Annotated in this window: 9 protein-coding genes; 5 read left to right on the top strand and 4 right to left on the bottom strand. The window is 48.8% G+C overall.

Going from position 1 to position 16,828, the window contains the following annotated elements; genetic code table 11:
• Positions 1 to 194 precede the first annotated feature (194 nt).
• Positions 195 to 887 carry a DUF4468 domain-containing protein gene (locus tag C5S62_RS06830; RefSeq protein ID WP_104404646.1) on the top strand — a complete coding sequence of 231 codons (693 nt, stop codon included), beginning with the start codon at positions 195 to 197 and terminating at the stop codon, positions 885 to 887.
• A gap of 511 nt (positions 888 to 1,398) precedes the next feature.
• On the opposite strand, the gene rsmA is transcribed toward C5S62_RS06830, so the two are convergent.
• Positions 1,399 to 2,229 carry a 16S rRNA (adenine(1518)-N(6)/adenine(1519)-N(6))-dimethyltransferase RsmA gene (gene rsmA / locus C5S62_RS06825; RefSeq protein ID WP_104404657.1) on the bottom strand — a complete coding sequence of 277 codons (831 nt, stop codon included), beginning with the start codon at positions 2,227 to 2,229 and terminating at the stop codon, positions 1,399 to 1,401.
• An 83-nt stretch (positions 2,230 to 2,312) separates the two neighbouring features.
• On the opposite strand from rsmA, the gene C5S62_RS06820 reads away from it, so the two are divergent.
• Both C5S62_RS06820 and C5S62_RS06815 read left to right on the top strand, forming a co-directional pair.
• The gene (locus tag C5S62_RS06820) at positions 2,313 to 3,410 is read left to right on the top strand and encodes a lysylphosphatidylglycerol synthase transmembrane domain-containing protein (RefSeq protein ID WP_223301173.1); all 1,098 of its coding nucleotides are present in this window, start codon (positions 2,313 to 2,315) and stop codon (positions 3,408 to 3,410) included.
• A gap of 32 nt (positions 3,411 to 3,442) precedes the next feature.
• Positions 3,443 to 4,900 (top strand): aminoacyl-histidine dipeptidase, encoded by a 1,458-nt coding sequence (locus tag C5S62_RS06815; protein WP_104404644.1) that lies wholly within the window; start codon positions 3,443 to 3,445, stop codon positions 4,898 to 4,900.
• A gap of 444 nt (positions 4,901 to 5,344) precedes the next feature.
• Here C5S62_RS06815 and C5S62_RS06810 read toward each other — a convergent pair whose 3' ends face one another.
• Positions 5,345 to 8,026 (bottom strand): M60 family metallopeptidase, encoded by a 2,682-nt coding sequence (locus tag C5S62_RS06810; protein ID WP_104404643.1) that lies wholly within the window; start codon positions 8,024 to 8,026, stop codon positions 5,345 to 5,347.
• A gap of 54 nt (positions 8,027 to 8,080) precedes the next feature.
• Positions 8,081 to 9,628 (bottom strand): leucine-rich repeat domain-containing protein, encoded by a 1,548-nt coding sequence (locus C5S62_RS06805; RefSeq protein WP_104404642.1) that lies wholly within the window; start codon positions 9,626 to 9,628, stop codon positions 8,081 to 8,083.
• 901 nt (positions 9,629 to 10,529) lie between these two features.
• On the opposite strand from C5S62_RS06805, the gene pepT reads away from it, so the two are divergent.
• Both pepT and C5S62_RS06790 read left to right on the top strand, forming a co-directional pair.
• Positions 10,530 to 11,759 (top strand): peptidase T, encoded by a 1,230-nt coding sequence (gene pepT, locus C5S62_RS06795; RefSeq protein WP_104404640.1) that lies wholly within the window; start codon positions 10,530 to 10,532, stop codon positions 11,757 to 11,759.
• Positions 11,760 to 11,869: 110 nt separating this feature from the next.
• Positions 11,870 to 14,155 (top strand): cation:proton antiporter, encoded by a 2,286-nt coding sequence (locus C5S62_RS06790; RefSeq protein ID WP_104404639.1) that lies wholly within the window; start codon positions 11,870 to 11,872, stop codon positions 14,153 to 14,155.
• A 164-nt stretch (positions 14,156 to 14,319) separates the two neighbouring features.
• Here the strand turns inward: C5S62_RS06790 and thrA are convergent, their stop codons facing one another.
• Positions 14,320 to 16,746 (bottom strand): bifunctional aspartate kinase/homoserine dehydrogenase I, encoded by a 2,427-nt coding sequence (thrA, locus tag C5S62_RS06785; protein ID WP_104404638.1) that lies wholly within the window; start codon positions 16,744 to 16,746, stop codon positions 14,320 to 14,322.
• Between the last annotated feature and the right edge of the window lie 82 nt (positions 16,747 to 16,828).

The following is a 16,828-nucleotide window of genomic DNA, read 5'->3' as shown; positions in this document are numbered from 1 at the left end:
AACTGAAGTATGAACGCCCGCACCAAAAGGTGTGGGCTTGATTGTATTTCGTTTACAAGGTATTCCAGAACCTGCAAGTAAGAGATAAAGCAGTCAACTCCACGCCTTTATTGTATGTCATAGAACAGAGACAAGAACAATTGTTCCAAGGAGTTGTGGAGATATTCTGTATAAATAATAAAACAAAATTAATTATGAAAAAAACAGTGCTATTATTAGCTATCTTCTGCTCTTTACTTATTACTGCCAATGCTCAAATACTTCGTGCAGAGGAACTTGAAAAATATGCTAAAGAAAAATACGGTGAAAAATGGATTGATGCAGCAAAAAAATTAGGAACGCAACTTACCCTTGACAAGAACAATGCCATTACCTACGTACAAGTCATGGAAGCCTCAGGAAAAGATAAAGAACAGCTATATGTTCTTTTGAATTATTGGTTCACCTCAACATTTAATGACGCAAAATCTGTCATTAAACTAAACGAAAAAGAAACAGGTACCATTATCGCTAAAGGTTATGTTGACAATATCGCACAACACATAGGAGGAGCTAATTCATACGCGGTAAGCATTACCCCTATCATCAAATGCGATATTAAAGATGAAAAGGTACGCGTCACCTATACAATTCCTTATTACTCTGCAACTCTGATTGTCGGGGGAGGCTGGATGTCGGTATTAGGAGGAACGCCCAATTATAGTGCGCAACGTCAGGATGAGAAATGGGTACTCGACAAATGCTTTCCTTTTGCTGAAAAAGACAAACATAAAAAAACATCCAGCAAATCTCTTATTATGGCACATGCCTATTCCAACGTCGTAATGGATAAAATAGAGGAATGCATTAAGAACGGTCTTGTTGGTAACGAAAATGATAATTGGTAATTTATTCATGAAAGGTAAAATACCTTGCCACTCTAAGTGCGATACTTAAAGTAACCCGCAGTCATGATATTTCAAGGCTGTTTACAAAACTCATAGTTCTTGTAAACAGCCTTATCTCTTTACGGCATTCCTCATTAAACATCTGCAACTGTTTTCTGAATCTTAAGAACAGTTTAAACCATTATACCACAAGCCTTTCCGCAGCATTGTTCAATAATTCAAAGGCCAGATAATTATGTCATAATTGCGTTTTATTTCTTCAGCTATCAGGAATGGAGAAGTGTCAAAACAAAGACGGAAAGTGGTGCCATTTCACCTTCTTTCAGAATAAAGACATTGACCGGATAGTAGAAAGGACATTGCCTGATGCTTTTGTTGCTCGTTATTAATTGGGGGTGAAGAAAAGCGCCTCCAAAGGTCTTCATGAATGATACTTGAAATGGCAAGACACTTATTATTTATGACGATAATCTTATCTTGGTCACTCTAAAATATGAAGGCGATAGGCTGCTCATTGTTTGTCTGCTGCCAGTTTCATTTCTTTGCTGATGGCATTTGTCAGGTCTACAAAGTCTTGTACACTGAGTTGTTCCGGCCGGCGCGTCAGTAATTGTTGCGACAGAAATGCCGTATGGTCTGAATGCTGTCCGGTCTCTGAGTTGAGTTGGGCAAAGAGCGGTTTGAGCGATCCGCGCATCATTTTTCGCCTCTGGTTGAAGGTGGTTTTTACCACGCGGCGCAAAAGGTGTTCATCACATCCCGCATCGTTTATGGCATTGCGTGTGAGGCGTACCACGGCGCTTTTTACTTTTGGGGGCGGATTGAAAACGCCGGGTTCGACGGTAAACAGATATTCTACGTCGTACCACAGTTGGAGTAATACACTCAGGATGCCGTAGGCTTTGCTGCCCGGACGTGCAGCCATCCGCTCGGCCACTTCTTTCTGTATCATTCCAGTGCAACACGGAATGAGGTGGCGGTAGTCCAGCATTTTGAAAAAAATCTGGCTGCTGATGTTATAGGGATAGTTGCCTGTGAGGACGAAAGGCTGGCCATCGAAAGTATTTTCAAGGTGCATTTTCAGGAAATCATCCTCTATGATATTGTTTTCCAACTGTGGGTATTTTTCGCGCAGGTAAGCCACACTTTCAAAGTCTATTTCGACAACTTTCATTTCGCGTCTCTTAGGAAGGAGGTATTGTGTGAGTACTCCCATGCCGGGGCCTACTTCCAGAACGGGCAGACCGGCACAGGCATCAATAGTGTCAGCAATGGCTTTGGCCGTGTTTTGATCTTTCAGGAAATGTTGCCCCAGAAATTTCTTCGGACGTACGTTTTTCAGCATAAGTGATGATGTTTTTTGTGTGTATTGCTGGTTTGCAGAGAGCCGCAGGTCGTGTTCATTTAACAAACCCAGCAATTAATTTGGCAAATTCCGCAGTTTGCACTACCTTTGACGGGCATATTTCAATGCGTCAGGCGTTGTGCAAGATGTTACTGATTTGCAAAAATACTAAAAAACAGCGTAAAGTACTTATTTTGGGAACTATCATAAAGCATATTTTTAAAGCCGCATTGCCTTTCGTCCTCGGCATTTGTATCCTTTGGTGGATGTATCGCGATACGAATTGGAATGACTTTACCGATTATGTTGTCCATCGTATGAACTGGTGGTGGATGGCCCTTTCTTTAGTTTTCGGCGTTCTTGCCCAGCAGGTGCGTGCCTGGCGTTGGAAACTTGCATTGGCCCCGCTGGGGGAACATCCTCGGCGCAGGGTGTGTGAGAATGCCATATTCCTGTCCTATGCTTCGAGCCTGTTTATACCCCGTATAGGGGAGGTGGCGCGGTGTGGCACTCTGAAAAAATATGACGGTGTGCCTTTTGCCAAAGCTTTGGGGACGGTGGTGACGGAACGGTTCATTGATTGCTTGGTCATACTGTTGCTTACGGCGTGTGCCTTTCTGTCGCAGTTGGCTGATGTTCTGCATTTTCTCAAACAGACGGGAACAGATTTCGGCAGTTCCTTTGTTCGCTACACCGGCACAGGATATATCGTTGCGGCAGTCTGCATAGTGGCTGTCGTCTTATCGGTTTTTTTCGCTTTCCGGCGATTTTCTATTTTCTCCAGAGGAAAGAATGCCGTGCGTAATTTGTGGGCAGGCATCACATCGCTGCGTGGAGTGAATAACTTTCCGCTTTATATATTCTTCTCACTGGCTGTTTGGGGATGTTATTTCCTTCATTTCTATACGGCTTTCTTCTGCTTTGATTTTACCTCAACCATCGGTCCCGCACAGGCATTTCTCATATTCTGCATCGGCACTTTTGCCGTATTGGTGCCGACACCTAATGGCGCCGGCCCATGGCATTTTGCAGTAAAAACAATGCTGGTGCTCTACGGGGTGGCTGAGGCGCCGGCCATTATGTTCGCTCTTGTGGTGCACACCATACAAACTTTTGAGGTCGTGTTGCTCGGAGCATTTGCCTGGGTGGACCTCTCGTATCGCAAACAACACAAATAAATAACAAACATAATTTCTAAAACGTATATACCATGAGCGAAATTAAAGATTTGCAGCCGCAGGCTATCTGGAAAAACTTTTATCTTCTCACACAAGTGCCACGCCCGTCGGGACATTTGGAAAAGATACAGAAATTCCTCCTCGACTGGGCTGCCGAGAAAGGCATAGAGGCCCGCAAGGATGACGCTGGCAACATCCTGATGTATAAAGCAGCCACGCCGGGCATGGAAGATTGTAAAATCGTGACTCTTCAGGGCCACATGGACATGGTACCGCAGAAAGCGGCCGATTCCTGCCACGATTTTGAGAAAGATCCTATAGAAACTTACATAGACGGTGACTGGGTACGTGCTCGCGGTACCACTCTCGGTGCCGATGACGGTATGGCCGTAGCCACCATCATGGCTATTATGGAAGACAACAGTCTCAGACATGGTCCTCTTGAAGGGTTTATAACGGCAGATGAGGAGACAACCATGTATGGCGTGAACCACATGACCGCCGATACCATTAAGGGAGAGATACTCCTTAATCTTGACAATGAAACTGAGGGAGAAATGATTGTAGGTTCGGCCGGTGGAGTGAACCTTACTGCCACGCTTGAATATAAGGAAGTGGAAGCCGATGCCGATGATGCGGCTGTAAGCGTGAAACTGTCAGGATTACTTGGCGGCCATTCGGGACTTGAAATTAACGAGGGCCGCGGCAATGCCAACAAGATGATGGCACGCCTTGTGCAAGATGCTATTGCCAACTTTGAAGCCTGTTTGGCTGAATGGAAGGGCGGCAACATGCGCAATGCCATTCCTCGTGAGGCCGAAGTGGTGCTTACTCTCCCGAAAGAAAATGTGCCGGCACTTAAAGAAGCTGTGGAGGAATGGCGGCAGACCTTTACGGATGAGTATGGTACCGTGGAGAATGCTCTGGCCCTTGTCTGTACAGATGTGGAGCGCCCCACACAAATCGTTCCTGCAGAATTGCAGGACAATCTGGTCAATGCTCTCTGCGCTTGTCACAACGGTGTATTCCGTTTTATTCCCGAAGTACCTTCCATTGTCGAAACTTCCTCTAATCTGGCTATCGTTGAAATAGGTGGCGGGCAGGTTATGTTCAAAATACTCATCCGTTCTTCACGTGATTCTATGCGTCAATGTCTGGCCGAAACGATTGAAAGCACATTTGCCATGGCAGGAATGAAAGTAGAGTTGAGTGGCGATTACCCAGCCTGGCAGCCTAATCCTCAAAGCGAAATTGTGGAACTCATGAAGAATGTTTATCGTGAACTGTTTGGTACGGAAAATCGCGTACAGGTTATTCATGCCGGTTTGGAATGCGGTGTCATTGGTGCCCATAAGCCCGGTATGGACATGGTAAGTTTTGGTCCTACGCTCCGTTCTCCCCATACGCCTAATGAACGCTGTTATGTGCCTAGTGTAGAAAAATATTGGCGATTTGTGCTTACAACCCTTGAGCGTACGCCTAAGAAATAAGAAGCATTGAGGTCCTGACAGAATTGTTGTCGGAGAATACATCATTAATAATCCCTGCAAAGGAATCCATATTATAATTTGGATCCTTTGCAGGGATACTCGTTTGAAGATGATGTTTTACCATGTATTGAAGTGTATGAATTAACCTTCAGACTTTTAGCGCGATTACTTGGAATTGAAATCCGGTACGGATTTTGGGGCGGAAATAGCGTTGGAACTACTTTAAAAACGATTTGTCAGTTTATAGAGATATAGTATTCTCTCCAAAGGCAAAAATGTGCTATAGAAAGACTAATAATAGAATTTTGAGCATGATTGAAATGTGAAGGCCAGGGGAATATGTGAGGGTGTTCGTGTGAACTGGATATGAAACAGCGTGGCTATCTTTGGGATAGCCACGCTGTTTTTGTTGATTAACCAAGTGTTCCCACCGGTCAAACCATATCAGTTAGGAAATGAAGGTTTGGCCTGGAAGTAGTTTGCTGCGTTGGATATTTCTTCAACCATACCTTCAGGCATTTCTTTCAGCTCGCCGGAAGTTACGAGGGCATCCATGTCGGCTTTGAACTCATCATAGGCTGCTTTGGTGAATATTTGCCAACCGTCACCATAGTCACCGATGTAAAGTGCCGTGTTGCGCAGGAAACCCCATTTTTCGAAATAAGGGAAGAGGTTATAACCCGTCAGACGGCTTACCTTGCGGATATAATTGAGGATATAGGGCATATTGTTATCCCAGGTTCCGCAATGTTCCTTGGTGATATATTTTGTCCAGACAGAAGCGGCGAATTTTTCATTGAGCTGGTCAATGGCATTATTGGTATTGTTGTTTTGTGCCATAGCCACAAGCTCGTATTTGTCGATGCCGCTTTGTTTTTCAAGGTCAGAGCCTCCTTCTTTCTCTGTACGGCGAAGGGCTTCGTACATGTCGGGGCCGAAGTCGGTCATACCCTTGTCACGGGTAAAGTAAACGTAAAGCATGATGTAAGGACACAGAGTTTCGCCGACACCTACTTCGGTGATGCCCACGCCTCTTAGTACATTGTCGGCCTGAGTGGTAATGATGCTGTCTTCCATTTCAGCAAGCAGGGCATTATAATCGGTGTTCCAGGACATGTTGCTGCGGCGGAGCCAGGCTGCCCGGCGTTGGTTGCTGGTAAGGTCTACACCGCTGAGATTGTCTTGTATGAAGTGTTTGCGTGCAGGCACCCACTGATTGATTTTGTCAGAAGTGCGGTAGCCCATACGCATGATGTTGTAGTAGGCGTTCATGTTGTTTGTCACTTCAGCCATGCCTTTCCAGCAGAAGTAGGGGTGCATCTGATGTTGATGTCCCCATTCATGGCTCAAGCCCCAAATGGCATCATCGTCTCTATTGGCCATTTTTTCGCAATTCAGCACGCGTGACTCCTGATCCTGATGGAAAGAAACGCCGCGGCCGCCCTGGAACATATAATAGGTGAAGTTGACGTAAGCGAAGGTGCGGTTGTCGGGTTGCATGTTGTACTTGGTGAAACCAAGCAGATCGTGTTCCCATTGTACGAGAGAGTCGATGATGTTCATGTACTGACGATAGCCGATGGAGCCGTCAATGGCTCGGCAGTAGTCGTGAAGGCCTTGCGATGTCCATACCTGATGGGCTTTCCTGCCGAATACGTCCATACAGTAGTTTTTGGCATTAGCGGTAATCTCATGCATCTCATCGTTGGTTTTGTCGAGAGAGAGGTAGCCGTTCACTTCTCCGTTGACGAAGTGTATTTCAATGTCGTTATAGGCAGCAGGGTTTTCGCTGTCTTCATAGGAGATGTAGCCTAATGCGTCATAATCGCGCAAGTATTTTCCGCCATTGCCTTTGTTGAGATAGGTGAAATCCTTTTCAGGATCGAATTTGATGATATTCATACCGTTGGAGAGCGGATAGGACTTCTCCTGAGGATTACCGCCGTCGAAATTGCCGCCTACGATGCCGTTATACCATGAAACGAGTTTGAGCGTGGCATTCTTGCCTTCGGGAAGTCCTTTGACGATGACGGCGTGAGTGCCGGGGCCGAAGGAAATGCCCGTAACGCCTTCAGTCTGGTCGTAGTATTTGCCTGGAGTTTTCCAGCGCGCGGCCAGAGTTTGTACAGAGAGCTTGCATGGGAATTTAGCCACACGGTAGTTCATGTCGTACTGGCCGTTGAAGATGTTCATGGCCAGACTTTTGGCAAAGGGATTGGTCATGCTCTCTATATCGCCAAGGGTAACGCCGTCTTTGAGCTTCGTGTAAAGTTCGTCTTCAAAAATGCCGAAATCACTGTGTACGGGCGTTTTCTGAACGAACTCCATTTCAGCACAGCAGGCCCAACCGCCATAGCCGGAATAAATTTTAAAGGTAATTTCCGCTGGTTTGACGGACTTTTCAAAAGTGATGGTCTTGGCGGTTTGTGTTTGTCCCCAGTCGTAAGTGCCATAAAGTTTTGTGTCCGTTTCTCCAATCAGCCGCATGTACATTTCCACCTTTCCGAATGCGCCGTTTTGCGAGTCCTGACGAGGAATGTAATTGATGTAGTCGATGGAATCCGCTGCGGCCACCCGGAATTTATAGGTAATGACGGCGGGATTGTTTTCTGAGACTTCAAACTTCGTGCCGCTCCATTTGGAGTGCCAGAAAGTAGAAGTGTTGCCGTCAATCGTTTTGGCAATGCCTTCGGCTGTGCTGTTTTCCGTGTTGGCCGTAGCGCTTTGCGGTGTGATATGCGGGTCAGTAGGAATTGTCGTGGCGGAGTTGTCGCGCTGCTGCACAATATTGATGGTTTGGGTCACTCCCATTTCGCTGTTGGTGAGTGAGATGACGGCAGTGCGGTCGGAGGAGTTGTAATTCTGCGTGAGGTGTACGTAGATCGTACCGTCGGTGCCTTTGCGGACAGTGGCCCATGCCTGGTCGGAGCTGACCTCATAGGGGATGTTGGCGGTTATGTCGTAGCAGATGGTACGTTCCATGTAGCCCACCGGCAGTTGATGAGGCGCGACGATCATTGGTGTGGCGCCGTCGGGCAGGTTGGTTTGTGCGCCGGCGGTATTGCCTGAGAACAGGGACATAACGGCGAATCCTGCCACTATAAATGAGGTTTGTATTCTGTTCATTTTGTTTTTATAAATATGTCTTGAAAAACTTCTTTTGTAATGTGTCGGTGTGTTTTACAGTACGACCTTTTTGCCGTTGACGATGTAGATACCGCCGGGGAGGGTGATGGTGACGGCAGAACTAACTGTGCCGTTCCATACAGTCTTGCCGTCGGCCGAAATCACGCGTACCGCCATGGCCGATGGGGCGCTCATGGTGAGGTTTCCTCTGGTGCTGCTGATGCTGAGGCCGTTGTCTGTGCCGGCAATGTTGCCGATGCCTGTGGTGGGGTCTGCCATTATGGCGATACAGGTTGTTTCAATGAAGTGGTCTGTGTCGCCGTATATGTTGTTGGGACGTATGCGTGCAAAGACTCTTTCATGAGGGGTAAAGAAGTTGAACTTGTTGCTGTTAACGAAATAATCGTTGGGCGTTTGTGTGGAGTTGACGTATTTGACGAGCGGTATTTCCTTATTGTCCTCTGTGAGTTCAAACCACTCAATGATGCCGTCGTTGGTGCCGCCGGTGCCGTTGGGCTTCACTGCTATTTTAATGTAGGGAGAAAGGTCGAGCGTGTTCTTTCCGCGGTTTTCCCACGTAACAACAGTCATGGTCGGCTGACCGTTAACGGTTTTCACGTTTTCAAACTTGGAGATGTCGAGTTTCTCCTGCGGCATGAAAGTCAGATATTTCGGCCTGTAGGCATATACCGGCAGAACGTTAAACGTCAGTTTGTTGTTGGAAAGGTTAAGCGAACGGAGTTTGTTTTCAGGCAGATAGAGCTTGGTAATAACGTTATTGCTGACAGAAAGGTCGGCAAGGTTGCTGTAGGCAGACAAGTCGAGAGTGACGGATATCCTGTTATTGTCGGCCACCAGCTGACGTATTTCCGTGGCGGTTTTGCTCAGGAGGAGATTGGCTATGTTATTGTTGCTGCACACGAGCGCCGTGAGATTAGGCGCCTTGTCTACGGCCAGTCCGCCCAGTTTGTTGCCCTCGCATTGTAGCGATACCAGTCCGGTGTTGCTCGTGAGCAAGGCGCCAGTAAACTGGTTGTTGGAGATGTTCAGTGTTTTCAGTGAGGGCAGGGGATAGTTGAATGTTCCTGTAAACTGGTTGTTGGAGATGTTGAGGTTCTCCAGTTTGGGAATTTCGCTGGTTGCAGTGGCTCCCGAAAAAGAGAACCGTGCAATCTGGTTGTTGGAGCAGTCAAGGTCCGTCAGTTCCTTCATGCCCTTGATGTCGAGCGTGGTGAGCTGGTTGTTCTGGCAATAGAGCGAGGCAAAGTCGCGTGCTCCGGTGAGGTCGATATCCGTCAGGCCGCAGTCGGCACACGACAGCATGTTCCAGTTGCCGTCGCCGGTAATGGTTATGGTGGAGCCTTTCACGGTGCCGGTAATTTCGCGGATAGGCTCTTTGCCGGTGTTGTAGACTACGGGCTGGCCGTCGCCCCAATCCACGGTTACTCCCTTGTAGGTGTAGTTGACCAGCAAGGTGACTGCCTCGCCTGCCGGTTTCTGGGTAGTTAACTTAATGGTGCGGTCCTGCGCCTGCACGGAAAGGCTTCCGAAAAACAGGCTGCCGGCCAGTAGCACAGAAGCTAAGTAACTGTTTTTGTTCATACTGAGATAGGTTTGTTAGATAAATGAATGCGATGATATTATTGGGTAGAGGACAACTAAACAGCCGGATGCCGGGAATATGAAAGGATCCGCTACTTTACTGCTCAGGCAGGATATGGGCTGAGGCTGACAGATACAAAACATGGTGGTTGGTCTGACGAGATTTTTCATGGTGTTTCCTTTTTTGATAGCAGTTCGTCAGTGCTGTTCTTACCATTTGCAAATATGGTCAAAAAAATGGAATCGTGGAAAATAAAAAACTTATTTTTTAAAAATAAATGAAAAAGAAAACCATTGGATGTCTTTTTTATCGTCATCGGCCTGTTTTCTCAGTCAGTGTCTGTAGGAGATGCTGGAACCGGTTGTAGTGTCCCTTCCACCGTATGTGTTTCGCTGTCTCGTTTTGTTAATGGAAAAACCTTTGAAGTAATCTCCCGGATGGCAATTCCCGGTTTAACATATTTAACCTTCCGTAACGCTTTGGAGTGTTAAAACATAGGTTGTAAATAATGTCAGGTAAAAAGTCCGTATCGGAATTTGAACTCGAATACGGGGAATTTTAATTGCAAGTAATGCTTTTTGAATGATAAATACAGCAAAAAACTGCCGTATTTATGCCCGAATTCACGCAAAAAGCGGGGTATTCCGTGAGAATATCCCGCTTCGCTATTGCAAAGATAATACATTTTCGGGCCAAAAGCAAATTATGTTAAAAAGCCGTAGAAGGCCGAAACCGGTAACCGGCGGCAGCCGTTTCATGATTTTCTTTTGGCCGTCCCTCTGAAACGATACTGTCGGAAGAGTGTAAAATCACTTTGTAATTCTTGCCTGTACCTGCAAAAAAACTTATATTTGCAGGTACCTTATCAAAGAACATTATCAGAACGAAAAAAAACATATCATGAATATTGTAGAAAGATTCCTGAAGTACACGGCATTCGACACACAGTCATCCGAAGATGCCGGCAAAACTCCCAGTACAGACAAGCAGTTGAAACTGGCCGAATATCTGCGCGAGGAACTGACTGCTATCGGTTTGCAGGAGGTTGAACTCGACGGCAACGGTTACCTTTATGCCACACTGCCGGCCAACACTGACGCGGCAGTGCCCGTCATCGGCTTCATAGCCCACATGGACACCAGCCCCGACTGTTCGGGGGCCGGCGTGAAACCGCGCATAGTGGAGAACTATGACGGCGGCGACATTGTGCTCGATGCCGAGGCCGGTATTGTCACATCGCCGGCAAAGTTTCCGGAACTGCTCGCTCACGTGGGCGAAGACCTCATAGTGACAGACGGACACACCCTCCTCGGCGCAGACGACAAGGCGGGAATAGCAGAAATCATACAGGCTATGGTTTACCTCATGGAGCATCCGGAAATAAAGCACGGCAAGATACGCGTAGCCTTTAACCCCGACGAGGAAATAGGGCTGGGCGCACACAAATTCGATGTGGAGAAATTCGGATGCCAATGGGCTTATACGATGGACGGCGGCGAATTGGGTGAACTGGAGTTTGAGAACTTCAACGCCGCTGCGGCTAAAGTGGAAGTGACCGGCGTGAGCGTACACCCCGGCTATGCCAAAAACAAAATGGTGAACGCAGCCCGTGTAGCAACGGAATTTGCCGCCCTGCTCCCCACCACCGAGACTCCTGAAGCCACTGTGGAATACGAAGGATTCTACCACTTGCTTAATATCGAAGGCAACGTGGAGCGGACTTCGCTGACTTACATTATCCGCGACCACGACCGCCGGAAATTCGAAGAGCGGAAAGCTTTCATCATCAAGGCCGGCGAATGGATGAACGTAAAATACGGCGAAGGAACCGTCAAGGTCAGCCTCAGCGACCAGTATTACAATATGCGCCAGCAGGTGGAACCTGTTATGCACATCATCGACATCGCCAACGAAGCCATCCGCCGTGCGGGCGTCACTCCCGCCGTGCGGGCTATCCGCGGCGGCACCGACGGCGCACAGCTATCTTTCAAAGGCCTGCCCTGTCCCAATATTTTTGCCGGCGGACTCAATTTTCACGGGCCGCATGAGTTCCTGCCGATACCTTCGCTCATGAAGGCCTGCGAAGTTGTGGTGAACATCTGCGCCCTGACTGCCGAAAAATATCAATAACCCCAATAACCTACAGACGGGTAAATAAGCTGACCGGCCGGTTTCTGCGGCAAGCGCTTGTTTACCCGCCGTTTTTTTTAATACCTCGTCCTTCCTCACTTTCACGCACTATGTCTCATCTGCCTGCCCTCATGTCCGACCTCGCCCTGATACTAATTTCGGCCGGCATAGTTACCATTATCTTCAAACGCCTCGGCCAACCGCTCGTCCTGGGCTACATCGTAGCCGGATTTCTGTCAGGGCCACACATGCCCTACACTCCGACTGTGGCCGACACAGGCAGCGTGCAGACCTGGGCCGACATCGGCGTCATATTCCTCATGTTCACCCTCGGTCTGGAATTTTCTTTTAAGAAAATCGTGAAAATGGGGTCGAAACCAGTCATAGCGGCAAGCACCGTCATGTTCTGCATGATAAGTGTGGGCAGCGGCGTCGGGCATCTCTTCGGATGGTCAAGCATGGACAGTCTGTTCCTCGGCGGCATGCTGGCCATGTCATCCACCACCATTATCTACAAAGCGTTCGACGACCTGGGACTGCGGCGCCAGAAATTTACCGGCGAAGTGCTCAGCGTACTTATTCTGGAAGATATTCTTGGTATCCTCCTTATGGTGGTGCTTTCAGCCATGGCCGTATCACGTCATTTCGAAGGTCTGGCTTTGGCCGGCAGTCTGCTGAAACTAGGTTTCTTCCTGATTCTATGGTTTATCGTTGGGGTGTATGTAGTTCCCACTTTCTTGCGCCGTAGTGCCAAATGGCTCAACCGCGAAACGCTCCTGATTGTCTCGGTTGGGCTTTGCTTTGTGTTGGTGGTCACCGCAGCCCACGCCGGATACAGCTCGGCTTTCGGCGCCTTCATGATGGGCAGTATTTTGGCCGAAACGGTTGAGGCCGAAAACATTGAGCGCATAGTGGCTCCCGTAAAGGATCTCTTCGGCGCCATTTTCTTTGTATCGGTAGGCATGCTGGTCAATCCGGCCGTGCTCGTAGAGTACTGGTTTCCAATCTGCATCATCACTCTTGCCATCCTGCTCGGGCAAGTTCTGCTAGGTACCAGCAGTTTCCTTATATCAGGCCATCCGCTCAAGGTGGCTATGCAATGCGGTTTTTCACTGGCACAAATAGGCGAATTTGCTTTCATCATAGCCTCACTGGGCATTTCCCTGGGAGTTACCAGCAGTTTCCTCTATCCTGTGGTAGTGGCAGTCTCAATCATCACGACCTTCCTTACTCCTTATATGATACGCGCCGCTGTGCCGGCATACGGAAAACTTTCGCTGCTTATTCCCGCAACGGTGAGACAACGGCTCGACGGACGGGGACGGCTTGAAGCACGCCCTCCTGCCGACACAAAGCTCTGGCACTCCCTGCTGCGCGATCTTATCAGCCAGGTGGCGGCTTACGCCACACTGAGCGGAGCCGCCATCATTATAGCCCTCAGTGCCTTGCTGCCCTTTTGCCGTGGCACCATGGGGCATTGGACAGGCAACATCGTCTGCGGCATTCTCACACTTTTGGTCGTATCTCCCTTTCTGCGCGCCATCGTCATGCGTAAAAACCACTCAGAAGAATGGAAAACGCTACGCCATTGCAGCATGGCCAACCGCCTGGGATTATGGCTGACTTTCGGCATACGCTACGGCATTGCCACAGCCGCCGTCTGGTACGTTATCAATTTCCTTTCGCCTCTGCCCTCGCCATGGCGCTTGCCGGTACATGTGCTCGCGGCCGTCCTGACCGTAGCCCTGATGGTGATCTCACGGCAGGTAAAGATGGTGAGTATACGTCTGGAACGTACCTTCCTGCAGAATTTGCGCTCACGAGAAGTCGTAGCCCGCAAGAAAAAATCCGGCGGTCCGGCCTATGCAGGCCGCCTGCTGAGTCACAACGTCCATTTGGCACAACTCGAACTGCCCGAAAATTCCGATTGGGGCGGACAGACATTGCGTCAACTGAACTTCGGACACAACGATGGGGTAATGATAGCTGCCATAGTGCGCGGACAGCACCGTATCAACATACCCGACGGCAACACACGACTCTTTCCCGGCGACCGGATAGAGGCTATCGGAGATGACCACAGTCTGGAAAAACTGGCAGAACGTATGGCGACAGAAGTAACGCCGCTCACCCCAGATGATTTGCGCCATCATCTCATGTTACGACGGATTATCATAGATGAACATTCACCGCTTTGTAACCGGACACTATCTGAAAGCGGCCTCCGAGACCGTTACCATTGTATGCTGGTAGGGTTTGAAGCCGCTGATGGTACACTTGACTTTCCGACGGCCAATCACAGCATTCTTCACCACGACACCATCTGGGTTGTAGGTGAAGAAGGTGCCCTCTCCATGCTCCGCAATGCCGGGAAAAACCATAAACCCTCCGTATGATATTCCGTACCTTCGCAGAATAAGTAGTATTTCTCCCAATAGCATCCATTGTATCTTTGCAATGCCAAAGCGGGACTTTCTTTTTCAGAGAGTCCCGCTTCTTTCGTTGCAAAGGCACAATAATCTTACCAGAAAATAAATATTGGTAAAAACTTACTTATGATTTAGATGTTGGCTACACGCATTATATCGGCAAATACACCGGCGGCGGTCACATCAGCTCCCGCGCCATATCCCTGTATAAGCATAGGATATTCACGATAACGTTCGGTGGTAAGAGCTATAATATTATTTGAACCTTCAAGATCGTAGAAGGGGTGCCCCTCAGGTATTTCACGCAAACCTACGGAAGCCTTGCCTTCAGCCCATTCCGCAACAAAACGCCAACGTTTGCGTTCGGCGGCCAAACGATGATGTTCTTTTTCGAAGCCAGCATCAAGCGCTGGCAAACCTTTCCAGAAATCATCCAGCGATCCATCAAATAATGCAGATGGGATAAACAGGCGGCTCTCTACGTCAGAAGTTTCAAGACGGTAGCCGCTTTCACGCACAAGTATGGTCAGTTTACGTATAACGTCCTGCCCTGAAAGATCAATGCGTGGATCGGGTTCGCTATAGCCCATTTCCTGTGCCTTATGTACGGCACGGCTGAGTGTAATCTCTTCAGAAAGGGTGTTGAATACGAAATTAAGCGTCCCACTCAACACTGCCTCGATGCGAAGTATTTTGTCGCCTGAATCCGTAAGGTCGCCAATGGTATTAATTACGGGGAGGCCGGCGCCGACATTTGTTTCAAAAAGAAACTTTACTCCCCGTTCGCGGGCAGTATGCTTAAGACGCAGATAGTTGTCATAAGCCGAAGATGCGGCTATTTTATTGGCGGCTACAACTGACACGTTATGCGACAGCAGCGTATGATAATGTTCAGCGACCTTGGCACCGGCCGTACAATCTACGAATACGGAATTGGAAATATTCATATCGAGGATTTCGGCTACCATTCGCTCCACTCCTCCTTCACTGCCTGTTGCCATGGCTTCGCGATAAAGATCTATGTCAATACCGTCGCGGTTATACGCCGCACGGCTGCTGCCGCACACTCCCACCAGATTTACTTTCAGGCCATGCTCCCGCATGAGCCTCTCCCGCTGTGTGGCGAGCTGACGCAACAGACTTCCTCCTACTGTGCCTGTACCGCAAACGAAGAGATTGAGTTCCTGATAATCGCTCAGAAAGAAACTGTTGTGAAGCACATTGAGCGTTTTGCCCAACTGGTTGCGCTCTACCACAAAGGAGAGGTTCATTTCCGGCGCACCAAGCGCAACGGCACAGATGCTGATTCCGTTGCGTCCCAATACGCTGAATAGTTTTCCGGCTATGCCGGGTGAACGCTGCATCTGCTGCCCTACGGCCGCAACAGTTGCCAATCCTTCGGTTATCTGTGTGGGATTCATTGCCCCGTCGGCTATTTCGCGACGAAACTCTCCGTCAAGCAGCCGGCATGCCTTCAAGGCATCGGATGGGGTCATACAAATGGACGTACTCGTTTCGGAGGCGGTTTGGGCTACCATGAAAACGCTGATGCCACCGTCGGCAAGGGTTGTGAATATACGGCGGTTCACGCCGATTACCCCCACCATTGAGAGACCGCTCACAGTAACCATGCTCATTTCGTTGACGGAAGAAATGCCTCTGATTGGACGCGAAGAAGCTTCTACATCGCGCCGGATAACGCTGCCGCTGGCGGAAGGGTTAAAGGTGTTTTTGACGTAAATGGGAATATTCTCAGCACATACGGGGAATATAGTCGGCGGATAAACCACCTTGGCACCGAAATTACACAGTTCCATGGCTTCGCCGTAAGAAAGTTGTGGAATTGTATAAGCTGAAGGAATGACGCGGGGATCAGCCGTCAGGAAGCCATCTACATCAGTCCATATTTCAAGCGCTTCGGCTTTGAGAGCTGCCGCTATAATGGCTGCGGTGTAATCCGATCCGCCGCGACCGAGATTGGTTGTGACGCCGTTTTCAAGGTCAGACGATATGAATCCTCCCACCACAGCCACCGGGATTTCTTCGGCAAAGGTTTCACGCACCAAAGCGTTAGTGGCATCAAAGTCCACCAAATGTTTGTCCCCTTGCACGATGGTTTTAATGAAGTTTCGCGAATCATGGTGGCGGGCGCCTTCAATAAGTGCGGCACAAATGAGCGATGAGAGCCGTTCACCATAAGCCACGATAGCATCGGCTGTTTTACGGGTGAGGTCCTGGATGAGTGACACGCCGTGGAGGATGCTGCGCAATTCCTCGAAGAGGGCTTCTGTCTGTCCGATCAAATGCGGCCTGCGCTCAGGGGCGATGACATCGGCTATGAGCTGTTCATGACGCAGACGGAGATTTTCCACCTCCTCACGATAATCCGTTTCGCCGCGCGCAGCCAACTGCGACACTGCGATGAGGCGGTCCGTCACTCCCCCCAGCGCCGACACGACTACGATAACGGGCCGGTCGGTGGCTTCTACTATTTGCTTGACATTGGTCAAACTTCGGGCTGTCCCTACGGACGAACCGCCGAATTTCAATACTTTCATGCGAAACTAAGTTTGTGTAGCTGTTTAATCTTTCCTGAAAAAACGGGCGCTTTTGCAGGCCGTCAGAGTTTTACTTTCTTTT

The organism is Prevotella sp. MGM2, assembly GCF_002933955.1.
Taxonomy (GTDB): Bacteria; Bacteroidota; Bacteroidia; order Bacteroidales; family Bacteroidaceae; genus Alloprevotella.
The sequence above is the reverse complement of the archived record's forward strand: the minus strand, read 5'-3'. Positions and strand labels throughout refer to the sequence as shown.